The organism is Methanobrevibacter sp. (genome assembly GCF_050872065.1).
Classification (GTDB): Archaea; Methanobacteriota; Methanobacteria; order Methanobacteriales; family Methanobacteriaceae; genus Methanocatella.
Genome location: NZ_JBNMGD010000020.1, coordinates 1 through 24,945, shown reverse-complemented (window position 1 = coordinate 24,945; position 24,945 = coordinate 1). Strand labels below are relative to the sequence as shown.

Here is a 24,945-nt window from a genome sequence, read left to right as displayed (position 1 = left end):
ATTACTATTATTTTATTATAATTTAAAAATTCTTAATTTTGGTTATTTAAATGAATGTTCAAGAAGATTTTAACAAATTTATCAAAGACAGTAAAAGGGTATTAAAAGTTGCTAAAAAACCTGATAGTAAAGAATACAGAGAATTAGCTAAAATCTCTGCTTTAGGTGTTGCTGTTATTGGTGTTTTAGGTTTTGTTATTGTTTTATTAGGCTCTTTAATTGGCTTATAAGACTAACTTTTTTATTTTTTTGATCTTATTTGATTATAGTAAAATTTTTTGTAATGTTTTGTTTTATTTAAAATTATCATTTTTTTAAAAACTTTTATATACTATAATTTATATAGATATTCATATTATAGAATTCTTATTTTCGAGATATTTTCTTCTTGAAAATTATGGCTTTTATAATATTTTTAACTTAATGTATGATTTTATTAACAAGAAAAATTTTAAAAAATAGGTGAATTTTTTATGGAAGATACTAATAGTTCCATATATGCTCTTAAAACATCCGCAGGTCAGGAAAGAAATGTTGCTAGGCTTTTAGCACGTAAAGCTAGAACCGTTGATGGTATAGGCATTTCTTCAATTCTTGTTCCAGAATCTTTAAAAGGGTATATTTTAGTTGAATCTTCAACAAAAATAGATCTTAGACACCCTGATTTAAAAGTACAACATTTAAGAGGTATTGTTGGTGGTGATGCTACAATTCCTTTTGATGAAGTAAAAAGATTCTTAAAACCAGAACCTATTATTTCCTCTATTCAAAAAGGAAGTATTGTTGAACTTATTTCTGGTCCGTTTAAAGGAGAAAGAGCAAAAGTGGTTCGTATTGACGAATCACGTGAAGAAGTCGTTCTTGAGTTAATAGAAGCGGCAGTACCAATTCCGGTCACTGTTAAAGCTGATCAAATTAGAATAATTCAAAAGGAGGCTGACTGATGGCTAAAGATACAGTCGAAGTTCTTATCGAAGGTGGAACTGCTACTCCTGGTCCACCATTAGGTCCAGCTTTAGGACCTCTCGGTATTAACATGATGCAAGTAGTTGAAGAAATTAATAAGAAAAGCGCTGACTTCGCAGGAATGAAAGTGCCTGTTAAAGTTATCGTTGACAGAGATACTAAAGATTTCGAAATTGAAATTGGTACTCCACCTACAACTGCTCTTATCATGGAAGAGTTAGGCATCGAAAAAGCTTCTCATGAACCAGGTTTGGATATTATAAATGACTTACCAATTGAAGCTGCATTTAAAATCGCAAGAATGAAATTTGATTCATTACTTGCTAATGATTATAAATCAGGTATCAAAGAAGTTATGGGAACCTGTGTTAGTATGGGATTATCTGTTGATGGTAAAGACCCAAGAGAAGCACAAAAAGATGTTGATGCTGGAAAATATGATGATATCTTATTAAAATAGATATTATATTGTTAAATTTAAATTAAGTTAATAAATACAGTGTATATGATGTTATAATTTAAGTTATAATTGATATACTGTTTTTAATTCATGCAATCGTTGAAGAATTTTTTCTTGTAATCGATACTCATGAAACCAAAAAATATCCAATGAACATTAAATGTTCATGGGGGATTAATATGACACAAGATGTAATTAACGCGGTGAAGGAGGCAAAAGAACAATCTAAGCCGAGAAACTTCACTGAGTCCGTAGATATTATTATTAATATCCGTGACTTAGATGTCAAAAAACCAGAAAATAGGTTTAATGAGGAAGTTACTCTTCCTAAAGGCCGTGGCAAAGATGTTAAAATCGGAGTCATTGCTGATGGGGAACTCATTGTTCAAGCTAAAGATGCTGGTCTTGACACTGTAATTAATAAAGGAGATTTAGAAGCTTTCGGAAAAGACAGAAAATCTGCTAAAAAAATGGCAAACTCTGTTGATTTCTTAGTAGCTCAAGCTGATATGATGCCCCTTGTTGGTAGGTTTTTAGGTCCAGTACTTGGTCCTCGTGGTAAAATGCCAAAACCAGTACCTGCAAGTATTAAATTAGCTCCTCTCTTAGAAAGATTACAAAGTACTGTCAAAGTTGGTGTAAAACAACAACCAAGTATTCAAATTGTTGTTGGAAGCCAAGACATGTCAGACGAGGATATAGCTGAAAATGTGGAAACTGTTCTTACAGTCTTAGACCGCAATTTAGAAAAAGGAAGAAGTCAAATCAAGTCCATGTTTATTAAAACAACTATGGGACCAGTAGTGAGGGTGATCTAATGGCTCATGTTGCAGAATGGAAAAAGGAAGAAGTCCAAGAGCTTAAAGAAATCATTGATCAATACGATGTAATTGGTGTTGTTGATTTAATGAACATTCCTGCTAAACAGCTTCAAGAAATGAGAAGATCTCTCAATGGTAAAGCTGTTATCAGAATGTCTAAAATAAATCTCATTGATTTAGCTCTTGAAGATTGTAATGCTGATAAAAACAACATTGTTGGTTTATCTGATCATATGGAAGGTCAAATTGCACTTATTGCAACTGAAATGAACCCTTTCAAATTATACAAAATATTAGAAGACAGCAAAACTTCAGCTCCTGCTAAACCAGGAACTATTGCTTCTGATGATATTATTGTACCTGAAGGGGACACAGGTTTTGAACCAGGTCCTTTCTTAGGTGAATTACAACAAGTTGGAATTCCTGCAAAAATTGATAAAGGTAAAATCTGCGTACAAAAAGAAACTGTCGTTGTAAAAGCGGGTGAAGAAGTTTCTAAACAAGTAGCAGCAACCTTATCCAGAATGGATATTAATCCTATGGAAGTAGGAATCGATTTAAAAGCAGTATACGAAGAAGAAGCAATTTATACTTCCGACATACTTGCAATCGACGAAGAACAAACATTAGCTGACGTTCAAAATGCATTTAGAAATGCATTTAATTTATCTGTAAACGCAGCAATCCCTACTGATGAAACTATTTCCACTATTATTACTCTCGCATACACTAGAGCTATGAATGTTGGTGTTGCAGGAGCAATTGTAACCTCTGAAACTGCTGAACCGATTATTGGTTTAGCTCAAGCTAAAATGTTAGCTATCGCATCTGAAGTTGCTGATGTAGCTGGTGCTATTGATGACGAATTAGCTGATAAACTTTCTAATGTTGCTGTAGCAGCTGCTCCAGTAGTAGAAGAAGTTGTTGAAGAAGAGGAAGAAGAGGAAGAAGAAGAAAGTAGTGAAGAAGAAGCAGCAGCTGGGTTAGGAGCTCTCTTCGGTTAAATTAATTATTTAAAATTTTTATTAATAAACTAACACTTTAAAAATTTATGGTGATAACATGGAATACATATATGCGGCAATGATTTTGCACAGTGCAGAAAAAGAAATTAACGAAGAAAATGTTAAAAGTATTATCGAAGCAGCAGGAATTGAAGCTGAAGATGCTAGAATCAAAGCTTTAATCGCAGCTTTAGAAGATGTTGACATTGACGAAGCTATGGAAACTACTGCTATGGCAGCAGCAGCTCCTGCAGCAGCTCCTGCAGCAGCAGAAGCAGTTGAAGAAGAAGAGGAAGAAGAAGAGGAAGAAGAAGCTTCTGAAGAAGAAGCAGCAGCTGGATTAGGTGCTCTCTTCGGATAGATTTTTTAAATCTATCACCTTTCTTTTTTTATTTTTTAAAAACTTATATAACTCTTATTTTAAACTAATTTTAACTTAAAACATAAATTATTTTTTCACTTTAATTCTATCAAATTAGGCTCTTTTTCATTAATTATTTATTTAACAAAAATAATATTATAAACTAATAAATAATTTAAACTGATTCATATGGTAGAAATTTTTGAAAAACTTGGTTATAAACTACAAACTTGTAAAACTTGTGGACAAGAGTTTTACTCCCAGGTTGATAGAGATACTTGTGGAGATGCTCCATGTGATGAGTATGGTTTTATTGCAAATCCTGCTACTGATAAACCATACAATTTATATGAAATCCAGAAAGTTTTTAAAGAATTCTTAGAAAGTGAAGGCCACACTGCTATCGACAGATATCCTGTTTTAGCAAAAAGATGGAGAGATGATGTATTTTTAGTTGGAGCATCTATTTTCTGTTTCCAACCATGGATTACCTCAGGACTTGTTAAACCTCCTGCAAATCCATTAGAAATAGCTCAACCATCTATTAGACTAAACGATGTAGATAATGTGGGAAGAACTGGTCGTCACATGACCTGTTTCACTATGGGTTCTCATACTGTAATTAATACTGAAGAGGATTTCATTTACTGGGAAGATGAAACCATTAGGCTTTGTCATGAATTTTTCAAGTCTATTGGGATTAATACAGAAGAAATTACATTCATTAAATCTTGGTGGTCTGGTGGAGGTAACGAAGGACCTTGTTATGAAGTATGTTGTAGGGGAGTAGAACTTGCAACTCTTGTATTCATTCAATATGAAACATTAGAAGATGGATCTAAAAAAGAAATTCCAATTAAGGTTGTAGATACAGGTTATGGTCTTGAAAGAATTGCTTGGATTTCACAAGGAACTCCAACAGCTTACGATGCATGTTTTGCACCTGTTGTTGATAAATTAAGGGAATTAACTGGTGTTGAGATTAATGAAGATATTCAAGGAAGAAATGCTCAGATTGCTGGAATGATGGATATTGAAGACATTGGGGATTTAAAAGAACTTCGCCAACAAGTTGCAGATAGTTTAAACCTTTCATTAGAGGATTATTTAGAGGAGGCTGAACCAATGGAAGCAATTTATATTATTGCAGATCATACTCGTTGTCTTGCATTCATGATTGCTGATGGTATTATTCCATCTAATGTAAAAGAAGGTTATCTTGCAAGATTAGTTTTAAGAAGAACTATTAGATTCATGAAAGAGTTAAACATGAAAGAATCTCTTGCAGATATCATGGCAATACAACTTGACTTTTTATCTAAATTCTATCCTGAAATTCGTGACAGTGAAGAACACATCATGAATATTATTACTTTAGAAGAGGAAAGATATGCTACTACAGTTAAAAAAGGTAAAAGCATTGTCAAAAGGTCCATCAAAAGACTTAAAAAAGAAGGTAAAAATGAAATGCCTCTTGACATGTTAATAGATTTATATGATGCTCATGGAATTCCTCCTGAAACTGTTGTTGAAATGGCAGGAGATGATTTCACTGTAAATGTTCCAGATAATTTCTTTACACAAGTAGCAGGAGCTCACGAAAAAGATGAATCTAATGTAAAATCCACTTTTAAAGTAGATTTCCCTGAAACAGAGTTATTATTCTATAAAGATTTCTACCAACAAGAATTTGAAGCAGAAGTTTTAGGTGTAATTGAAAAAGATGGAGATCAATGTTTAATTTTCGATAAAACCATATTCTATCCTGAAGGGGGAGGACAACCTTCTGATATAGGTGAAATTTTCATTGATGGTGAAGTTTTCAAGATGTCATATGCTGAGAAAGTTAATAATGTGGTCTTACATCATGTAGATGAGGTTCCACAGGATATTGCTGGTAAAACAATTACAGGTAAACTTGATTGGAATAGAAGAATAACTCTTGCACGCCATCACACTGGAACTCACTTGGTCATTGCAGCTGCAAGAAAAGTATTAGGTCAACACATTTGGCAAGCAGGATCTCAAAACAACCTTTCAAGAGCACGTATTGATTTATCTCATTACAAACGTATTACTCAAGAGGAATTAAATGAAATTGAGAAATTAGCTAATGAATATGTAATGGCTAATATTGATTTGGATATTCAATTCCATACAAGAGATGAAGCACAGAAATTATATGGTTTTGTACTTTACCAAGGAGGTATTGTTCCGGGTAAAATGATTCGTGTTGTTAAAATTCCTGGAATTGATGTTCAAGCATGTGCAGGAACACATGTTTTAAGAACTGGTGTTGTAGGACCAATTAAAATTAACAAAACTGAAAGAGTTCAAGATGGTGTTGAAAGAATTGATTTCTCAGCAGGTATTGCTGCAATTGATTCAATTCAACATGATAATGAGCTTTTAAGGGAAAGTTCTTCAATATTTAAAGTTGACAATGATCAACTTCCAAAAACATGTGATAGATTCTTCAGTGAATGGAAAGCACAGAAAAACGAAATTGATAAGTTAAAATCCCAAATTGCTTCCTTAAAAATGAATTCTTTAGCTGATGATTATGATGAAATCAATGGATTGAAAGTTGTATCTGAATTAATGGAATCAGACTTTAAAGAACTTCAAAAAATAGCTACTGACTTCACTGATAATGGAAAAGCAGATGTAGTTATTATGGGAAACAATGACGGTAAAATTGTTGGTGCAGCTTCTCAAAATGCAATTGATAATGGAATTAAAATTAATGAAGTTATCAAAACTGCAGCTGGTGTATTAGGCGGTGGCGGTGGTGGCCGTTTAACTTTGGCACAAGGTGCAGGTAAAAATGCAGATAAAATGGATGAAGCTATCCAAACTGCAATTGATTTAATCAAAGGATAATTTTATCCTTTCTTTTTTTATTTGATGTTTTGCGTTATTATTGGTTAGTTATTGGAATATAATCTCAATTAGGGATTTATTTTTCCAATAAAATGAGATTTAATGGATTTTACAAAATGATGTCGTGTTTTATAACATTTAAAAACATGTTTTTATAGTATTATAATTATAAATTATACTGATATTATATATTTTAAGAAACTAGTATTGAAGAGATTACTATTTTTTCAGCGTGCTAATTGAGAGAGTTGTTTAAATGAATTATGATTTAATTATTGCTAGATATGGCGAAATTGGTGTTAAAAGTCCAAAAATCAGGTCACGTTTTGAAAGAAAGCTAGTTAAAAATATTAAAGCTACTTTTGATTGTGAGGTTGATAGAAATCAGGGAAGAATATATATTCGTCCAAAAGATTTTGAAGATGGTGTTAAAAAATTAAACAGAGTATTTGGTGTCGTATCTTATTCTCCAGCTACTTCTACTACTGCCACTTATGAAGATATTGATGAAACATTAACTGAATATGTTAAGGAATTGATTTCACAAGATTTGATTGATGGAAATACGAAATTTGCAATTAAATGTCGTCGTGTTGGAAAGCATGAGTTTTCATCACAAGAAATGGCGGCACACTGTGGGGGTGTTGTAAGAAATGTTGTTTTAGCACCAGTTGATTTAACAAATCCTGATTTAACAATATTTGTTGAAATTAGAGATAATAATGCTTTTATCTTTCACGAAAAAATTAAAGGACCTGGAGGTCTTCCATTAGGAACCCAAGGAAAAGTTGTAGTTTTACTTTCAAGTGGAATAGATTCTCCTGTTGCAGCATATATGATGATGAAAAGAGGTTGCGAGGTCATTGCATTAAATTGTGATAATGTTCCATTCACCACTCCAAAAGCAGGTGAACTTTTTGATGAATTAGTTGATCAATTGAATATTTATGCAAAAGGATCTCCTATTAAAAAGCGTAAGATTCCTTTTGGTGAGTATTTGCAAGCTGTTAAGGAGAAAGCACCTGAAAAAATGACTTGTGTATTATGTAAATCTGGAATGTATCGCATTGCAGAAAAATTAGCTTTAAAGCTTGGAGCAGATGCTATAGTTGATGGAAGTAGCGTAGGTCAAGTGGCTTCACAAACTTTATCAAATATTTTAGCTACAAGATATGGTGTTAATATGCCGATATTATCTCCACTAATTGGTTTAGATAAAGAGGAGATTACTCAAATTGCTAAGGAGATTGGTACTTTCGAAATTTCCAAAATTGATGATGGCGGATGCAGTGCTGTTCCTAAATATCCTGAAACACAAGCTGATTTAGAACGTGTTAAATTAGCCTGTGAAGATATGGATCAGGATGAAGAAATTGAAAAGGCCTTCAAAAATATTATAAGATTTGATTAATTTCAATCTTTCTTCTTTTATTTTTATTTTAAACATAATAATTAAATACTATACTATATAAAATTAATAAATGTATAGTAAATATTAATTTACTAATCGAGGTTATTAAAATGAAAACTACTGTTAGTGTAATTAAAGCTGATATTGGAAGTGTGTCTGGACATTGTGTAGCACACCCAGAATTAATTGATATTTGTGATGAAGTTTTAAATGAAGCTTTAGAATCAGGTATTATAAAAGATTACTATATCTCTCGTTGTGGAGACGACATTGACTTAATCATGACCCACGACAAAGGGGAAGAAAACGAAGAAGTTCACAAAACTGCATATACTGCATTCATGAAAGCTACTGAAAGAGCACGTGAATTAAAATTATACGGTGCAGGTCAAGACTTATTATCTGATACTTTCTCTGGAAACATTAAAGGTATGGGTCCAGGTGTAGCAGAAATAGAATTTGAAGAAAGACCATCTGATCCAGTACTCATATTCTGCTGTGACAAAACTGAACCTGGTGCATTTAACTTGCCAGTATTTAGAATCTTTGCAGATCCATTCAATACTGCAGGTCTTGTAATTGACCCTAAATTACATGATGGATTCAAATTTGAAGTATTCGATGTAATCGAACACAAAAAAGTTATCTTAAACTGTCCTGAAGAAATGTATGATTTACTTGCATTAATTGGTTCTACCGGTAGATATGTAATTAAAAGAGTATGGAAGAAAAACGGTGAAATCGCAGCTGCAGTAAGTACTGAAAGATTAAACTTAATGGCTGGAGAATACGTTGGTAAAGATGACCCAGTATGTATTGTAAGAGCACAATCTGGTTTCCCTGCTAACGGTGAATGTGTAGATCCATTTGCATTCCCACATATCGTAAGTGGATGGATGAGAGGATCCCACAATGGTCCGATGATGCCTGTATCTGAAGCAGAAGCAAATCCAATCAGATTTGACGGACCACCTAGAGTTGTCGGTTTAGGTTTCCAAGTAGCTAATGGTCAATTAATTGGACCTGTAGACTTATTTGATGATCCTGCATTTGACCCTACTCGTGAAGAAGCAGCTAAAGTTGCAACCTATCTCAGAAGACATGGTCCATTTGAACCTCACAGATTACCTGCTGAAGAAATGGAATACACTTCATTACCTGGTGTAATGAAAAAATTAGAATCCAGATTTGAAGATATGGATTAAATCTAAAGAGATTTTTTATCTCTTCTTTTTATTTTTTTTAAAATTAGTTTTTATGAGCAGTTATTATTGTGAAACTGCTTGAATTGATGGTTATAATACAGTTATCAATCTCAACGTAATAGTTTTTTCCCTTTTTATTTACTTTCGAATTTTCTTTTTTGAGTTTTGAAATACAATAACTAACTGGTTCAGCATTTATTTCTAAATTTTTTTGTATTCTTTCAATACCCATTTTGGTTGTATGTATTTTATTAATATTTTTTAATAGCTCAGTTTTATACATTTTAATACCTGATTTTTGCATTTCAATTAATAATGTAATTAATTATTTATATATTTGATATCTTACTTAATAATATGTCATTTTTAAAATTTATTCTTAAAAATCCATTTAGGAGGAAAAATAGTGCGATTTTAGCTATTGTAGGTATTGCAATAGGAATTGTGGTTATTGTTTCTCTTGGTGGTATTACTGATGGTTTGGTTAATACTTTTGAAGATACCATTCATGCAGGAGGTGCTGACTTTTCAATTTCTGGAAAAGAAACTGGTGATTCGGCATATGGAACCAATACAATTGATGCTGGTTGGACACAGAAAATATCAAATGTATCTGGAGTAGATGAGGCATATCCGATTTATGTTGTTTTAACTTCTGTGGGCGATGATTATATGAATACTCTCATTGGTATTGATCCTGAGGGAAGCAAGCTTGCGGATATATCAATGAAAGAAGGTAGAATATTTGAGGATAATTCTTCTGAGGTTATTTTAGGTGAAATTTATGCTGATGACAATAATTATTCAGTAGGAGATAGTATAAAAATTAATGGTGAAGACTTTGAAATTGTGGGTATTTATGAAACAGGAGACCAAAGTATGGCTGGTGGAGTATTCACATCAATTTCTAAAGTTGGAGAATTAATGGATGATAAAGATTCAATTTCTAACATTTATGTTAAAGTAGAAAAAGGTCAAGACCCTCAAACAGTTGCTGATAGAATTGATGCTGAATATGGTGATAATATTACAACGGTAACCTCTGTTATGGAGATGACTCAAATGGCAGACATGTTGAATATGCTTCAAGCATCAACTTGGGCAATTTCACTTTTAGCTATTGTTGTAGGTGGTCTGGGTATTATTAATACTATGTTGATGTCTGTATTTGAAAGAACTCGTGAAATTGGTGTTTTAAAAGCTGTTGGTTGGTCAAATAGAAAGATTCTCACAATGATTGTTGGTGAATCATTAGTAATTACAATAGTCTCAGCGATTATTGGTTCTTTAATAGGATTTATGGCTTGTACTCTATTAGGTCCACAAATGGGAATAAATCCATTGTTTACTCCAATAATATTCATCCAGGCTTTTGCAATAGCGATTATTGTTGGAATAATTGGTGGTTTATATCCTGCAATTAAAGCGGTAAAACTTCCACCAACAGAAGCATTGAGGTATGAGTGAGGTGATTTGATGAATGCTGTAGAAATAAAAGATTTATTTAAAAGTTATGAAAATGGTAAAATTAGAGCATTAAATGGGATTAATCTCACAATCAAGCAAGGTGAATTTGTATCAATAATTGGTCCATCAGGTTCTGGTAAGTCTACATTATTAAACATGCTAGGAGCATTGGATGTTCCTGATTCTGGAAGAATTACTGTTGCAGGTCAAGACTTAAAAACATCTAAAAAGTTAAATGAATTTAGATCTGATAAAATAGGATTTATTTTTCAATTACATAATTTAATTCCAAATATTTCTGTTGTTGAAAATATTGAAATTCCAATGTATACTCAAAAAGTATCCTCAAAAGAGATGAGGTCTCGTGCATTGAAGTTATTAGATGATGTTGGCCTTAGCGAAAAATCAAAAATGTTGCCAAATAAATTATCTGGTGGTGAACGTCAAAGGGTAGCTATTGCCCGTGCACTAGCAAACAATCCATCAATAATATTGGCAGATGAACCAACAGGATCACTAGATTCTAAAACAAGTAGCAAAATTCTTAAGCAGTTAATCGATTTACATGATGATAACAATGTAACATTGATAATTGTAACTCATGATATGGATGTAGCTAAATTAGCAGATAGAGTTATTGAAGTTTTAGATGGTGAAATAATATCTATAGGTGATGACTCTTTAATAAATGGTAAAATTGATGTTTAGATGATTCCATGAATCATCCTTAAAGCATCAAGTAATCCGTGACTGTATTCAATACAACCGAATGCAGTCCTCATATCTTTTTTTTCAAGATAATATTTGGAATCATTCCAATAATCAATGGCTCTGTCATAAACTTCTTTTTCTTTTCCTTCAAAAGTAATGTCGAAAACCTGATTTAAATTTCTTTCTAATTTTGCGATATCTTTTGCTATTTTTTCAGGACTTTCAAGTTCAGTCATTTAGTTGCCTCCAAACATGTAATATTCTTTGTCCAACAGTGAAATAAGATAAAATTACTAAAATATAAATGATGTATGTAAAGTAAATATCTCCTGTGAAGTATCCAATTATTGCTCCAACCATTAGAATAATCATACGAACGGCACGTTCTGCAATTCCAATATTACATTCTATTCCTTGTGATTCAGCTCTTGCTCTTACATAACTGACACATATTGCAGAGTGGATTGCAAGTACTCCAACAAACCAATCACAGTAACCTCCAAATATTATCCCAATGTATATTATAGCATCAGCAAATCTATCCATTGTTGAATCAAGAAAAGCACCAAACTTGGATGTTCTATTGTGGTATCTAGCAACAGCACCATCAACAACATCTAAAAATCCTGACAGTAGAATGGCTATTGTTCCTAAAATCAATAATTTATTTGCAAATCCATAAGCTGCAAGAAGAGCAACAAATGGAGAGATTATTGTTACAATATTCGGATTTATATTCATCCTTTTAGCTAATGGATTTAATATTTTTGTTAAAAATGGTCTTAAACTTTGAAGCATAATTTATATATACAGATTTTATATAATATATGTTTTAGGTAATTTAAATGAAAATTTTAAAAACAAGTATTGATTGTCTTGATGAAAAAATAATTAATGAAGCTATTAATGTATTAGCCAATGGGGGCGTTGTATTATATCCCACTGATACAGTTTATGGATTGGGAGCTAATATTTTTGATAAACATGCGGTAAGGAGAGTTTATAGTATTAAGCAAAGAAGCTTACTAAAACCTTTTTCAATACTTGTTAAGGATATTGATGCTATTAATCTGGTTGCAAAAGTTTCATTAGCTCAAAAAGAGATTTTAAGTAAATATCTGCCTGGTCCATATACATTTATTTTAAATAAACACAATATTGTTCCGAGGGGTGTTACAAGTGGGTTAACTAATGTTGGTGTAAGAGTTCCTGATTGTGATATTGCTCGAAATCTTGCTAGAATTTTTCCAATAACTACAACTAGTGCTAATGTTTCTGATGATGAGATGTTATCTAATCCTAAAGAAATTCTGGAACAATTAAACTGTGATGTTGATTTGGTAATCGATGTTGGGGATTTAGATTCTAATGCTCCTTCGTCTATTATTGATTTATCTGGAATCAAACCAAGAATAGTAAGAAAATAAGTCATGATTCTTAAATTATATATTTTATAAAAACAATATATTAATTATGAAAGTATTAGCTAATTTGGAAGATTATCAGAAAATTCCATCAAACTCTGCTCTTGATGTATTACTAAGTGGAGGATTTGAGAAAGGAACAATTACTCAAATATTTGGACCACCTAGCTCAGGTAAAAGTAATATAACTTTATCAGTTGCTGTGAATGTTGCGAAATCTAATAAAAAAGTAATTTATATTGATACTGAAGGTGGAATTTCAATTGATAGAATCAAACAGATTGCTGGTGTTGATTTTCCAAATGTTGCTAATAATATAATTGTTTTTGAACCAACAAGCTTTTTGGAGCAAAATGATACTGTAAGATCTATTGATGCTTGGCTTAGGAATAATCATAATGATATTGATTTAATTGTTTTAGATTCTGCTGTTGCATTGTATAGAGTAGATGAAATGAAATCATCTAAATTAAATAAGGAATTAGGTAAACAGATGGGTCTTTTATCTAAAATTGCAAGACAATATGATGTTGCGGTTATTTTGACAAATCAAATTTATAGTTCTTTTGATGATGAGGGAAATAATGATATTAAAGCGGTTGGGGGAACTATTTTACAGTACTGGAGCAAAGTAATAATTCAACTTGAACGTGGTGATGAAATCAATCAGAGAATTGCCACATTAAAACGTCATAGAAGTATTCCTGAAGGAAAACAAGCAGTTTTTTCAATTACTTCAAAAGGAATTATTTAGGTACTTTTATTAATAATTAACTATATATATTTATTTTGAATCGTTGAGTGATTTTTATGAGGACTAATTTTGATATAAAAAACCCAAAGAAAAAGTTTAAAAAAACTGAAAGGGTGCCCCCAAAGGGTTATGATAATGCAAATGACTTTTTCGAAGATATGTACATGGATGAAGATATGATTTGGATGGGTCAAAACACCAACCATTTACATGATGATACAATAGCTAATGCTATGATTGATGCTATTCATATGAAAACTTTTTGTAGATATCCTGCCCCAGAGGGATTTTCTGAACTCAAAAAATTAGTTTTAGAAGATTTAGGTTTTGAAGATAAAGAAGTTTTATTGACTTCTGGTGCAACAGAATCTTTATACTTGTGTATGCAAGCTCTTTTAACACCTGAGGATAATGTTATTTTATCAGATCCAGGATATTTTATTATAGGGGATTTTGCAAACAGATTTGCAAAAGAAGTAAGATATGTTCCTATTTATGATGAAAAATATGGTTATAAGTTAACTCCAGATCTTTTAAGAGAAAATATGGATGAAAACACTCGTATGGTTATTTTAATCGATCCATTAAATCCTTTAGGTTCCTCATACACTGAAGATGAATTAAAAGAATTTGCAGAAATTGCAAAAGAAAATAATATTTACCTTTTACATGATGTTACTTACAAAGACTTTGCAAGAGAACATTTCCTTGTAGAGAATTATGCTCCTGGTCAAACATTAACAATTTATAGCTTCTCAAAAATATTTGGAATGGCAGGATTAAGAATTGGAGGGGTTATATCCTCAAAACCAATAATTGATGCAATTAAAAATGCTGTTGTAAATGATTTAGGTGTGAATATCATTTCACAATATGGTGCTATTGCAGGTCTTAAATCAAAAGATAATTGGTTTGACAGTATGAGGGAGACTTGTTTTGAAAACCAAAGATTAATTAAAGAGATGGTTGATACAGTTGACGGTATTTTTTTACCGGTCTACCCGTCAGATGCTAATATGATGGTTGTTGATATTTATGATACTGGTATCAATCCAAAAGATTTGTCAAATTACTTAATTAAAAAAGGAATATTCACAAGAGAAGGAGAATACACTTCCGAGGAATTTGGAGATAGATATTTACGTATAAGTTTCTCAATTCCAACGGAAGAAGTTAAAATATTCTGTGAAGAGTTCCCTAAAGCTATTGAAGCCTTAAGAAAATGATTAATGTTGATTTTGAGGGGTTTAGATATCACAAACCTCTCCCTAATTTTTATAAAATTGATAATCCGTTAAATCCTAAAAGGAGAATTTCAGATGATTTGCTCTTGAAATTAAATGAATTAGCTAAAGAGCATAATTTTACTGGAATAAGTTATTCTAAATTATCTGATGAATTTAAAAAGGAATTTAATATTGATTTTGATAATGTAATTATTTTTAGATTTCTTATGGGAGAAGATTTAATGAGAATGGAGTTTTCTAGTGAGAAATGTAAATTAATGGATATTGAATTTCAAGATTATGGGGTTCATATTTATGAGTTAGCAGATTTTTTAAGAGAAAATGGGTTCCAAGCAGATTTATTACATCCATTAGATGATAACTTAAGTTTAAGGGCAATAGCTATGCAGTCTAGTGACTGTATAATTACTAGAAGCAACATGTGTTTATTTAAAGAAGGGGTGAATAATGGATTTTTCATGATTCATACATCAATTGATAATTTGCCGTTTAAAAGTGAAAATCATATGTTATGGGTTAAAGAGTTCTGTTCAACTTGTGGTGTTTGTATTAATTCTTGTCCTAAAGATGCGTTTGATAATAATGAAAAAATACTTCGAAAAGTTTGCACTGCCCATAAAGAAGGTTGTAGTGAATGTATTTTAAAATGTCCTTTCTTTAAAAGAGGTTATGATAAAGTTAAAAAAAGATATGAGGCAATGAAAAGTAGGTGAAAAAAATGAATGATAAATTAGCTTTAGTTTCTTGTAGTGGTTTAAGTCCATTAGGTTTAGTTGTAAGAGCAGCAAGTGTTGAACTTGCTTTGGAAAATGAGAATATTGTTGCAGCATGTATTACTGAATATTCTGCACAGCCAAATAATTGTTCTCCGATATTGGATGATGCAAAAATAGTCACTATAACTGGCTGTGGGGATGATTGTGCTTCTGTTATTTTAAAAGAGAAAAATATTGATTCAGTTAAAAATATTCCTGCTGATTCAATTGTAAAAGATCATGATTTAAATCCATTAGATGCAGTTCGTTTAGATGAAGATGGTGAAAAAGCAGTAACTATTTTGAAAGAGCATATTTTAAAAGAACTTGAGTCTATTTAAAAAGGAAGATTTAATTTTTCCTTTTTATGACTTCAATGTTTTCTAATTTTTCTATTTCTTTAATTTTATTATTTAAAAGCAGTAATATTATTTCCAGTGTCTTTTTGATTCCGTTTTCAGATCTTTGAAATAATTTTTCACTATTATTTTCGCATAAATTTGCATAAACGTTTGTTGTGGTTGTTATTTCATAATTATCAGTTATTACGGATATTCCACCATGACCAACACCTGCAGTGGTTCCAATGGCAATATCACAATTAGTTAATTCTTTAACGGCTTTAGCCATTATTTTACTCACATTTTTATCTCCATTTTCATCATAGACTTTAATACCTTTAATTAATTTTTGTGGTTTTGGAGGATTTTTTACATTTAATATTTTCACTACGGCTTCAATTGTAGGGATAAACAAGCTACAAGTCACACTGAGGTTGTTATAGTTAAAATCACCATATTGTTTAGGATTTTCAATATAATCTCGTCCAAAAGAGTTTTCGTAGTTTTGAGCTAGTGCATGTAATTCTCTTCCAATCTTTCCATGGGTAAAACATTCTGCAGTTGCTATTTTAATCATACTTATCTCTCAATAATTTTAATGAATTCATTGTAATTGTATTTGCAACTTCGTCTAATGTATAAGGGGTTACTGGTTCGTTATCTCTGATTAGTTTGTTTGTTGTTAAGATTAAATGATTTTCTGTTATTCCTTCTTTTCTTAATTCTTCAATAGCAGGGTTTGAATTATCATATTCTGAAATATCCTTGATTTCTATGTTTTCATTTCCGAATCCAAAGATTCCTGCTGTTCCGATGGTTTTAGCACCATTTTTATGAGCATGTTTAATTATTTTGGCTGCTGTTGGTATTGTATCTCCTCCAGCAATAACTATGATAACGACATCTCCAGTTATTAAATCAAGATTATCCTCATTAATGTATTCACAATAGCTTATGACTTCTCTAAATTCTTTTTCATGGGTACATAGCTTTTCAAGGAATTCTGGTTTGAATTTTCCCATTTCCGCTCCTAAGAGTGTGAATATAATGTCTCCGCCGTCAATTTTTTGCCCATCGAATGCTCCAATAACTTTTGGCCCTCCCCTGTGAACTTGCAATAAGTTAATTCCAATTCTTAAACCTAATCTTCCACATCCAATCAAATCAATTCTTCCATGTGGGACCTGTTTGTCCTCCATTTTTTTAATTTCATCGCTTTTCATATTATTTCTCCATTTTTAATTCTTCAATAGGATTTTTGTCAATTACTTCAATGTTAATATTAAGTTTATTTATGATATTGGCAAGAGCGTACAATCCTGGTAATTCACTGTCATGGTGATTTAAGTCAATTAATGTTAAATTAAGTTTTTTTGCAAGAATTGCTGTTTCCTGTGTTAAATCTCCTGAAATTAAAATATCCAAATCTTTTTGTTTTGATAATTTAATGTATTCAGGATTTTTAAGACCAAAACCGGATATGATTCCAACCTTTTTTATTGTTTTACTATCATCTAAATTATTCACAATTCTTGTGTTTTTAAAATTATTAATTATATTTTCTTTCAATGACTTAAATTTCTGATTTGACTTGCAAATTCGCCCTATTTTTGTATTTTCATCAAGATAATCAATAACTTCTAAGTTTAATGTATCTGCAAGTGCGTCATTAGCCCCACCATCAATAATGTCCCAATTGGAATGTATTGTATAAGTTGGTGTTTTTGGGGTAAATAACGGAGGATGATGTGTTATTATCAATGTATTTTTGTTATGTTCATCATCTTCAACTAATAAATCCATATAAATTTTTATTGATGTAATTTCTTGTGATAAATCATAATCCTTTTTATATCCTACATTGTCAAAGTCTAATGCCAATGATTCAGGTATTTCTTTATTTAAAAAGTCAGTTATTTCTTTAAGTTTCATCTAAATCATTTTTGAATTAATCTTATCTAGTTCCTTTTCAATCAATTCATCTAAATTAAACGGATTAATTGTTGATATTTTAAATGCATTCGTACTAATTAGTTCTGTAAACTTGTTAATATTTTTTTCTTTAAAAATAACTTCTTCGAAAAAGCCCATTTCAGATGCACTGTATAAAACACCTTCTTTGGATTGACAGCTATTTAATAAATTAGTTAAAATACCTATTGTTAGTGTCATTGTTCCTGATGTTTTTGCGTTTATTCCAGTAGTTTTTAGAATAGCTTTATTTGATGATTTAACTGCATTTAACCTTTCATGTATATTATTCTTTTCTTTTAAAAGTATGTCATTATCTTCACCAACTGGATCTTCTATTATGAATGCTTTAGCATCAATTTTAGAGGATTGGTTAACATTGATTCCTCCAAATCCTGTTGTATCAATAACAATATCTCCAGAATATATTAAGTCAAGATTTGATGAAAAGTTAATTTCATTTTCTACTTTCCCTCCAAGTTCAGTATTCAATAACTCTTCTAAATGAGGATAAATATCAATCAGCAATATGTTTTTATATTTTTTACTTAATTTTTTAACAATTCCAATACCTGTTAAGTAAGTTCCAATAACGACTATTTTAGTGTTTGTATCAATATTCAAATGTTCAATATAATTAAAAATAGCCTCTGATTTTTTTGAAATAATATTGTTAAAAATATCAATTAGTTTAGTTTCAGATTTGATTGTTAATACTTCAGAAGTTATTCCTGTGTCTATATTCATTATTCAACCCTCAAAAAACCTATTTTTTCAAGTGCTTCGCAAGCTTCATTATAAACTGCCGCTTCAATGGTTTTTTCATGGATTAAATGTGATGGGGAAGTTCCGGCAGTTAATATTCTTCCTTTGTTATCAATAAAAATAAGTAATGATCCAGAGCCGGGAATTCCTAAACGGCCTCTAGCTATTATTAAGTCAGCATCACTTTGGTCAAGTGCAATATATGCCTTAGCAAGAGCAGGTATTCTGCTTGTATCTGCAGTATTCGTATTTACTTGAAGTATTTTAGCTTCAGATAATCCATAACTTTTTAAAACATTATTCAATACTTCAACTTTAATTCCATTTTTATTTGGTATATATATATTTTTAGCATTCTTAATGTACTCTTGAATCTCTTTGATTTCTTCAAGAGTATCTCCGAATCTGCAATTGTTTTGAGATTCTTCAAATGCATTTCTTATCATTTTTTCAAATGCCATATTATTATTTATTTTAAAAAAAGATTATATAGTTTGAGGTGTTAAACCTAATTTTTCAATTACACTAATAACTTCAGAATAGTTTCCGTATTCTGGTGATCCTACTCCTTTCACTTCTAAAGGATAATTGTCTGCAATAACTGTTGCTAAATTATTAGCTCCTGCTTTTAGTGAATATTCTACATTTTCAGGACCAACAGTTGGAGTTGGCATTGTAATTCTAATGTGTGGATACATTATACGAGTAACTGCAACAAATTTTAGTTGTTCTTTCAATGGGAATGGTGGAATATTTTCCATAGGAGTATCTTTGTAAGGATGGAATCCCATAAGAGGTATTTCTTCAAGAGTTTCAAAATTATTCAAGAAACGTAAATGTTTTATTCTATCCTCAGGACTTTCTCCAATTCCTAAAAGTAATCCTGATGATAATCCAATTCCAGCATCACTTACTAGTTTACAAGTTTCAATCCTTTGTGAAAGTGAATCTCCAGGTTTTATTTCTCTGAAAATTTCTTCATTTATTGTTTCTAAATTACAACAAATGGTGTCTACTTCAAGTTCTGCAAGTTTTTTAATGGATTCTGAATTTAAATCGCCACCAACATTAACTAATACTTCTAAATTGGTGTTTTCCTTAACTATTTTACATGCATTCACTGCCTGTTTTCCATTATATCCATATCCTCCAGAGCAACTTACTCTTGGAATGTGAGCTTCATTAATGGATTTTGCTGCTTTTAAAATCTCTTCATCGCTTTTGTAAAATGCATTATAATATCCTTTAGAGGATGTTTCTTCAGCAAATCCGCAGTATTTGCATCTTGGTTTAATTTGACATTTATTGGTGATGTGAACTGTAGATGTTAATTTTATTGTTTTTGATTGATTATCTCTTATTTCAGCGGCTATTTTGAATAATTTTTCTAAACTATCATTGTCATTTATTTTTAACAATTTTAAAAATTCTTCATCAGTTAATTTTTCGCCATGTTCTGCTTTTTTTAAAATTTCCTCAATCAATTTAACACCTAACTTTAATATAACTAATTATTATAAAATTCTAATTTATTTTGTTCAATGAGAATTTATTCTCACAATTAAAAAAGAAGTTAATTAATTGTTGATAAAAATCAACAATTAAAACTTTTTATGTTTATTCGTCTTTACCTAAGTAATCTAATACAGTAGGAACGATTTCAGCTAATGATCCAAAGTTCATTGAGTCAGCAGTACCAGTTAATGCAGATGGTGCTAATGCATCATCCATTTTGGAGATACCTTCTTCATTCATTAATGCGGTTACTTGGGTTAAAGCTTCGTTTGCCATCATTTGTGCGAAGTCAGCAGGTGCACCTAATATTTGGGTAACGGTGTCTCTGTATGCTAAAATACCAGCGTAGGTAATAGCGGTTACTGCTGAACACATGTCACATACTGGACCTAATAAGTTTGCAGGTAATGTGTATGCTGCACTTCTTGCTTTTGTACCTAAGTCTAATAAAGTATCGATAGAAGCTTGGTCTGCGTATCCTTCTGCGATGTATACTTGTCCTTTCATTTCAGGTACTGCACCTGGGTGGTATGAAGCGACATTTACATTTGCACCTAATTCAGTGAAGATGTCGTTGAATTTGGTGGTTGGAATGGTACATGCGTGAGTTAAGATAGCACCTTCTTTTAAGTTGTCTGCAAATTTTTCAATGATTTCTTTTTGCATTCCACCTTTTGGTAACCAGGTCATTACCCAGTCAGCGTCAGCTACTGCTTCAGCATCATCGTTAACACATTTCATACCTAAGTCTTCAGGGTGAGTAAAGTGGATAGCACCTTTAGCTGGTTTTGGAACAGTTTCAGCTAATTTACCTACTTTTTCTCTGATAGCAGGCATTACTTCTTCAGGGTTTCCTGCTTTGTGTGCTGCGATTACTTCTGCGTAATCGAAATCATCTACTACGGTGAAATCTCCGTCAAATACTGGGTCTGATACAACTACTTCGTCAACACCAGCTAATTCTAATAATTCTGCACCCATTTCAATGGTAGAGTGGGTCATAGAAATATTTTCTTTTCCGGTTGCTTCTGCAACTTCTACAGCTCTGGAGAAGTTGGTAATTCCACTTGCAGCATGTGTTCTGTAACATCCTGCACCTAAAATTGCTACTTTCATTTTTTTGTCTCCTTAATATAGTCTCTTTTAAATAAAATCTATTTAAAAGGGTTACTACATGGCTTTTAAGTAAACTTTATCATCACAATATTATGGTAGTTTATGCCATATAGTAATACATTATATTTATTAAATAGAACTTATTTAAACCTTTACATTATGTTTTAATGAATATTATTTTCATTGCTTATTATTATTTTTAGTAATACTAATATTGCTTTTTTATTTTAAGGAATTCTTTGTTTTACTCGATTTAGATTAACTTAATCGAAACTTATTTATTTAAGATTTATTGAAAAGTTATAATTATTATAAAATTATTTTTGGAGTAATTTTCATGTATGATTTAATTAAAAAAGCTGTTCATGATGATGAAGCTGCGATTGAAATATCAAAAATGGATAAGGATATAACTTCTGTTGTTGATGCAATCTCAGAACTCTCTTTAGAAGAAACAATGAAATTGGGGATGCAATTTAAAAGATTTCCTCTAGGTTGTGACTTAACTGAAGTTGTTGCAGGAACTTGTGCTTCTGATTTGGAACTAATGGAACTATTGGGAAATTGTAGACTAGCAGATATGATTGGGGCACCAATTCATATTTGTGCATATGCTTTTGCAGATATTGCTGAAAAGTTCGGAATGAGAGGTATTGACGTCATGAGAAAAGTTCATGAAAATGTTGATGTTCCTCTTGATTTAGACCATTTTGGGGAAAATGGTGCAATGAGACTACCTAAAAATATTAGTGGATGTGGTGGTGAATGTTATAATAAGGGTCCAGCATTTACAGAATGTCCTAGGGGAAGAATTCATGAAAGATTGATTGATAAGGAGCTATCCGAAAAAGAAGACAAAGAAGAATGGATTAAATTGTCTTCTTCTGTTGCAGTCAATGTTACTAGTGAACAAACAGGTGATGGTCATGCTGCACCATTGAGGGAAGCAGAAGATATTGCAAAACTAGCTAAGAAATATGGTAGAGGTTTAGAATCCATCATGTTTGTTGGTGATGGTTATGATGAAGTGATAACTGGATTTGAAAAGTCCATTGAGATTGGTGCGGATGTTATTGTAGTTGAAGGAGGTCCTTTCAACAGATGTGAAAATACTACTGAATCATTTGCAAAAACAGTTGCAGCTGCAAGAATTTTATCTCCTGGAAAAGTTGTTGCTACTAACGGGGCTTATGAACATGAGGTAAGAGCAGGTTTGAGATCTGGTTTAAATATGATAATCACAGGATTTCCGAAAAACCATCATGGGTATATGTGTGGATATGAGCCGGGAACTGCTAGGCGAGGAAAATTCGGACTCCCAAGAATTATTCAAATCATCAATGAAGAATTTCCAAATAGGGGTCTTCCAGTTCAAAAACATGATTTATTATCATTAGCTACTGCTGTTAAAATTGCTGGGCCTGATTATGTATATCCAAGAAAAATTGGAAATTATCATGTTGGTGATGCACATTGGGCAACATTAGTTAATTCTAGAATGTATGATAATATTGAATTAAAACATACATTGAGTGATATTGTTGATTTAGCTAATGGAAGCACAATAGCTTTACATGGTGGAAGATTTATTTCATGGGTAATTGCTAATGAATTGGATAATCATGTTGATGAAATTATAATTTCAGATGTTGATGATTGGGTATTGAAAAACACTGTTGATAATTTACAGGATGCTTTGAATGCAACAATTATTGCAGAGCCTGATGATAAACTAGCAGCTAAATCTGCTGATTTTTCAATTGCATCATCAACTATGATTCCTGTTAAAGAAAATATATTGAAAAAAGTTCCTAATGCTTTACCAATAGTTTAATTAGGATTTTTAATATAAAATAAGTAAAAAATAGTAAATTAAAGTAATTTTATTACTTTAATTTTATTTAAATTTCTTTTTTTAAAATTAATAGACATATTACTTCAGTTTGAGTCAATGTCTAGGATTCTAGATAATAGTATTCTCCTTTTTCTTTCTGTTCACGATCTTTGTAGCTGTCAAGTTTGTTTACTCTAGGTCTTTTTGTTTCTTTATCTCTTCTGAATGTAATATTGAGATTTCCTAAAAATTCGTTCATTGCATTTCTAAGGTCGGTTGGTTTGGATGCATGACCATTTAAACCTGGAGTTCCATTAAATACCATTGCTCTATCGGATATATAATCGATAAATACAATATCGTGATCAACGATAAGTGAAGCAGCATTTCTACTTTCAACCATTTTACGTATAACTCTTGCAGTTATTAATCTTTGTTCAACGTCTAAAAATGCAGTAGGTTCATCGAAAAGATAAATTTCAGCATCTTTTGATAATGTTGCAGCAATAGCTAATCTTTGAAGTTCTCCTCCACTTAATCCATTAACTGGTTTGTCTAGCATTTCATCAAGAGTTAATGGTTTCATAATTTCACTATCAAAGATTTTACTACCGAAACTTGGTGCATTCATGTATAAAAAGTCACTTACAGTGCCTTCAAAGTTGGAAACGATGTACTGTGGTTTATATGCGATAGTTACATCTTCATTAACTTCTCCAATGGTTGGGTCTTCAACACCAGCGAGTATTTTAGCAAAAGTGGTTTTACCAATACCGTTTGAACCGAATGCAGTTACAATTTCATCGTAAAAGATTTCACCGGAATCAGCTGATAATTTGAATCCTTCATAATCTTTGCTTAAATCAGAATAACTTGCAAGTACGTCTCCTTCATCTTCAGGAGTTGGGGGTCTTATTGTAAATTCAATAGGGTTTCTTCTAATTCTTACATTTTCTTCTGCTAAAAATCCATTAATATAAGCATTAATTCCCAAACGAACTCCTTTTTTCCCAGATACAACACCATATCCTCCAGGTTGTCCATATAAAATATGTATGTTATCAGATAATGCGTCTAAGGTAGCGAGGTCGTGTTCAATAACAAGTACGCTTTTACCTTCATCTGCTAAAGAGCGAATTACTTTTACTGCATTCAATCTTTGGGATACATCAAGCCAAGAAGTAGGTTCGTCGAAGTAATAGAAATCTCCTTCTCTTAAGACGGTTGCAGCTATTGCAACTCTTTGAAGTTCTCCACCACTTAGATTTTCCATTTTTCTTTCTAATACATTTTCAAGTTGTAACTCTTTTGTAACGTAATCTAGTTTGTCTCTTTCATTTACATTTGATAGTAAATCCTTAACCTTACCTTTTACAACTTTTGGAAGTTGATCAACCATTTGTGGTTTTAATATTGTCTTAATGTTACTTTGGGATAAATCCTTGAAGTATTTTTGAAGGGATGATCCTTTATAAAATTCAATCACATTATCCCAGTTTTCGGGCTTGTTTTCAAAATCTCCAAAGTTAGGAATTAGATTTCCTGATAAAATATTCATGATTGTGGATTTACCAATACCGTTTTGTCCAAGAAGACCTAAGACGGTTCCCTCTTCTAAGGTTGGAAGTCCAAACAATTCGAATTGATTTTGGCCAAATCTATGAATAGGTTCTCCTACGGCTTCAGGCAAATTGATAATTGTAATTGCATCAAAAGGACATCGGTTTGTACATATACCACATCCTTCACATAATTCTTCGGATATCAACGGTTTTTTAGTGTCTTCATCAATTATTATGGTGTCTTCATCCATTCTAACACCTGGACAATAATTAATACAAAGATAATCACATTTTTTAGGTTGACATCTATCTTTGTCTAAAATTGAAATACGAGTCATTATTATCTCCTTATAAATATAATCATAAGTAATT

28 protein-coding genes are annotated in these 24,945 nt (G+C 31.5%); 17 read left to right on the top strand and 11 right to left on the bottom strand.

Annotated features, from left to right (window positions below; genetic code table 11):
* Positions 1 to 50 precede the first annotated feature (50 nt).
* From ACR0P1_RS04285 to fbp, 9 genes are all read left to right on the top strand, one after another.
* Positions 51 to 230 carry a protein translocase SEC61 complex subunit gamma gene (locus ACR0P1_RS04285; protein ID WP_432645175.1) on the top strand — a complete coding sequence of 60 codons (180 nt, stop codon included), beginning with the start codon at positions 51 to 53 and terminating at the stop codon, positions 228 to 230.
* A gap of 243 nt (positions 231 to 473) precedes the next feature.
* Entirely contained in the window at positions 474 to 944 is a 471-nt protein-coding gene (locus ACR0P1_RS04280) for a transcription elongation factor Spt5 (RefSeq protein ID WP_432645174.1), read from the top strand.
* Complete coding sequence (locus ACR0P1_RS04275; protein WP_432645173.1) at positions 944 to 1,426, top strand: 50S ribosomal protein L11; 483 nt, start codon at positions 944 to 946, stop codon at positions 1,424 to 1,426. Before ACR0P1_RS04280 ends, ACR0P1_RS04275 begins: the two co-directional genes overlap by 1 nt.
* 179 nt (positions 1,427 to 1,605) lie before the next feature.
* The gene (locus ACR0P1_RS04270; protein ID WP_432645172.1) at positions 1,606 to 2,244 is read left to right on the top strand and encodes a 50S ribosomal protein L1; all 639 of its coding nucleotides are present in this window, start codon (positions 1,606 to 1,608) and stop codon (positions 2,242 to 2,244) included.
* Positions 2,244 to 3,251 (top strand): 50S ribosomal protein L10, encoded by a 1,008-nt coding sequence (locus ACR0P1_RS04265; protein WP_432645171.1) that lies wholly within the window; start codon positions 2,244 to 2,246, stop codon positions 3,249 to 3,251. The genes ACR0P1_RS04270 and ACR0P1_RS04265 overlap by 1 nt, the downstream gene beginning before the upstream one ends.
* A gap of 58 nt (positions 3,252 to 3,309) precedes the next feature.
* Entirely contained in the window at positions 3,310 to 3,612 is a 303-nt protein-coding gene (rpl12p, locus tag ACR0P1_RS04260; RefSeq protein ID WP_432645170.1) for a 50S ribosomal protein P1, read from the top strand.
* A 189-nt stretch (positions 3,613 to 3,801) separates the two neighbouring features.
* A complete protein-coding gene (alaS, locus tag ACR0P1_RS04255; protein WP_432645169.1) occupies positions 3,802 to 6,495 on the top strand; it encodes an alanine--tRNA ligase in 2,694 nt (897 codons plus the stop codon).
* 256 nt (positions 6,496 to 6,751) lie between these two features.
* Positions 6,752 to 7,906: a tRNA uracil 4-sulfurtransferase ThiI gene (gene thiI, locus ACR0P1_RS04250; protein ID WP_432645168.1), complete on the top strand. Its 1,155-nt coding sequence runs from the start codon at positions 6,752 to 6,754 to the stop codon at positions 7,904 to 7,906.
* Positions 7,907 to 8,016: 110 nt separating this feature from the next.
* Positions 8,017 to 9,111: a fructose-1,6-bisphosphate aldolase/phosphatase gene (gene fbp, locus ACR0P1_RS04245; protein ID WP_432645167.1), complete on the top strand. Its 1,095-nt coding sequence runs from the start codon at positions 8,017 to 8,019 to the stop codon at positions 9,109 to 9,111.
* A gap of 43 nt (positions 9,112 to 9,154) precedes the next feature.
* Here the strand turns inward: fbp and ACR0P1_RS04240 are convergent, their stop codons facing one another.
* Positions 9,155 to 9,415, bottom strand: a complete 261-nt coding sequence (locus ACR0P1_RS04240) for a DUF3781 domain-containing protein (protein WP_432645166.1) — start codon at positions 9,413 to 9,415, stop codon at positions 9,155 to 9,157.
* 53 nt (positions 9,416 to 9,468) lie between these two features.
* On the opposite strand from ACR0P1_RS04240, the gene ACR0P1_RS04235 reads away from it, so the two are divergent.
* Together ACR0P1_RS04235 and ACR0P1_RS04230 are read left to right on the top strand one after the other, a co-directional pair.
* Positions 9,469 to 10,578, top strand: coding sequence for an ABC transporter permease (locus ACR0P1_RS04235; protein WP_432645165.1), 1,110 nt, complete (start codon positions 9,469 to 9,471; stop codon positions 10,576 to 10,578).
* 9 nt (positions 10,579 to 10,587) lie between these two features.
* Positions 10,588 to 11,286 (top strand): ABC transporter ATP-binding protein, encoded by a 699-nt coding sequence (locus ACR0P1_RS04230; protein ID WP_432645164.1) that lies wholly within the window; start codon positions 10,588 to 10,590, stop codon positions 11,284 to 11,286.
* On the opposite strand, the gene ACR0P1_RS04225 is transcribed toward ACR0P1_RS04230, so the two are convergent.
* The gene (locus ACR0P1_RS04225) at positions 11,283 to 11,525 is read right to left on the bottom strand and encodes a DUF357 domain-containing protein (protein ID WP_432645163.1); all 243 of its coding nucleotides are present in this window, start codon (positions 11,523 to 11,525) and stop codon (positions 11,283 to 11,285) included. The genes ACR0P1_RS04230 and ACR0P1_RS04225 overlap by 4 nt on opposite strands.
* A complete protein-coding gene (gene pgsA, locus ACR0P1_RS04220; RefSeq protein WP_432645162.1) occupies positions 11,518 to 12,087 on the bottom strand; it encodes an archaetidylinositol phosphate synthase in 570 nt (189 codons plus the stop codon). Before pgsA ends, ACR0P1_RS04225 begins: the two co-directional genes overlap by 8 nt.
* A gap of 47 nt (positions 12,088 to 12,134) precedes the next feature.
* On the opposite strand from pgsA, the gene ACR0P1_RS04215 reads away from it, so the two are divergent.
* From ACR0P1_RS04215 to ACR0P1_RS04195, 5 genes are read left to right on the top strand one after another with little or no spacing between them, the layout of a single operon-like run.
* Positions 12,135 to 12,716: an L-threonylcarbamoyladenylate synthase gene (locus tag ACR0P1_RS04215; RefSeq protein ID WP_432645161.1), complete on the top strand. Its 582-nt coding sequence runs from the start codon at positions 12,135 to 12,137 to the stop codon at positions 12,714 to 12,716.
* 46 nt (positions 12,717 to 12,762) lie between these two features.
* Positions 12,763 to 13,467 (top strand): DNA repair and recombination protein RadB, encoded by a 705-nt coding sequence (gene radB / locus ACR0P1_RS04210; protein ID WP_432645160.1) that lies wholly within the window; start codon positions 12,763 to 12,765, stop codon positions 13,465 to 13,467.
* Positions 13,468 to 13,523: 56 nt separating this feature from the next.
* A complete protein-coding gene (locus tag ACR0P1_RS04205; protein ID WP_432645159.1) occupies positions 13,524 to 14,693 on the top strand; it encodes a pyridoxal phosphate-dependent aminotransferase in 1,170 nt (389 codons plus the stop codon).
* Positions 14,690 to 15,427, top strand: coding sequence for a ferredoxin (locus ACR0P1_RS04200; RefSeq protein WP_432645158.1), 738 nt, complete (start codon positions 14,690 to 14,692; stop codon positions 15,425 to 15,427). The genes ACR0P1_RS04205 and ACR0P1_RS04200 overlap by 4 nt, the downstream gene beginning before the upstream one ends.
* 5 nt (positions 15,428 to 15,432) lie before the next feature.
* On the top strand, positions 15,433 to 15,810 hold the full coding sequence (locus tag ACR0P1_RS04195; RefSeq protein ID WP_432645157.1) for a putative zinc-binding protein: 378 nt from the start codon (positions 15,433 to 15,435) through the stop codon (positions 15,808 to 15,810).
* A gap of 10 nt (positions 15,811 to 15,820) precedes the next feature.
* Here the strand turns inward: ACR0P1_RS04195 and ACR0P1_RS04190 are convergent, their stop codons facing one another.
* The 7 genes from ACR0P1_RS04190 to hmd form a co-directional block, all read right to left on the bottom strand.
* Positions 15,821 to 16,387: a UPF0254 family protein gene (locus tag ACR0P1_RS04190; RefSeq protein ID WP_432645156.1), complete on the bottom strand. Its 567-nt coding sequence runs from the start codon at positions 16,385 to 16,387 to the stop codon at positions 15,821 to 15,823.
* Positions 16,380 to 17,033: a hypothetical protein gene (locus ACR0P1_RS04185; RefSeq protein ID WP_432645155.1), complete on the bottom strand. Its 654-nt coding sequence runs from the start codon at positions 17,031 to 17,033 to the stop codon at positions 16,380 to 16,382. The genes ACR0P1_RS04190 and ACR0P1_RS04185 overlap by 8 nt, the downstream gene beginning before the upstream one ends.
* A 1-nt stretch (position 17,034) precedes the next feature.
* Positions 17,035 to 17,742, bottom strand: a complete 708-nt coding sequence (locus ACR0P1_RS04180) for a Nif3-like dinuclear metal center hexameric protein (protein WP_432645154.1) — start codon at positions 17,740 to 17,742, stop codon at positions 17,035 to 17,037.
* A complete protein-coding gene (locus tag ACR0P1_RS04175) occupies positions 17,743 to 18,528 on the bottom strand; it encodes an SAM-dependent methyltransferase HcgC family protein (RefSeq protein WP_432645153.1) in 786 nt (261 codons plus the stop codon).
* Positions 18,528 to 19,007, bottom strand: coding sequence for a DUF3236 domain-containing protein (locus tag ACR0P1_RS04170; protein ID WP_432645152.1), 480 nt, complete (start codon positions 19,005 to 19,007; stop codon positions 18,528 to 18,530). The genes ACR0P1_RS04175 and ACR0P1_RS04170 overlap by 1 nt, the downstream gene beginning before the upstream one ends.
* A 24-nt stretch (positions 19,008 to 19,031) precedes the next feature.
* A complete protein-coding gene (gene hmdB / locus ACR0P1_RS04165; protein WP_432645151.1) occupies positions 19,032 to 20,030 on the bottom strand; it encodes a 5,10-methenyltetrahydromethanopterin hydrogenase cofactor biosynthesis protein HmdB in 999 nt (332 codons plus the stop codon).
* 133 nt (positions 20,031 to 20,163) lie between these two features.
* A complete protein-coding gene (gene hmd, locus ACR0P1_RS04160; RefSeq protein ID WP_432645150.1) occupies positions 20,164 to 21,177 on the bottom strand; it encodes a 5,10-methenyltetrahydromethanopterin hydrogenase in 1,014 nt (337 codons plus the stop codon).
* A 337-nt stretch (positions 21,178 to 21,514) separates the two neighbouring features.
* On the opposite strand from hmd, the gene hmdC reads away from it, so the two are divergent.
* Positions 21,515 to 23,011: a 5,10-methenyltetrahydromethanopterin hydrogenase cofactor biosynthesis protein HmdC gene (gene hmdC / locus ACR0P1_RS04155; protein WP_432645149.1), complete on the top strand. Its 1,497-nt coding sequence runs from the start codon at positions 21,515 to 21,517 to the stop codon at positions 23,009 to 23,011.
* Between the two features lie 121 nt (positions 23,012 to 23,132).
* On the opposite strand, the gene ACR0P1_RS04150 is transcribed toward hmdC, so the two are convergent.
* Positions 23,133 to 24,911 carry a ribosome biogenesis/translation initiation ATPase RLI gene (locus ACR0P1_RS04150; RefSeq protein WP_432645176.1) on the bottom strand — a complete coding sequence of 593 codons (1,779 nt, stop codon included), beginning with the start codon at positions 24,909 to 24,911 and terminating at the stop codon, positions 23,133 to 23,135.
* Positions 24,912 to 24,945 lie beyond the last annotated feature (34 nt).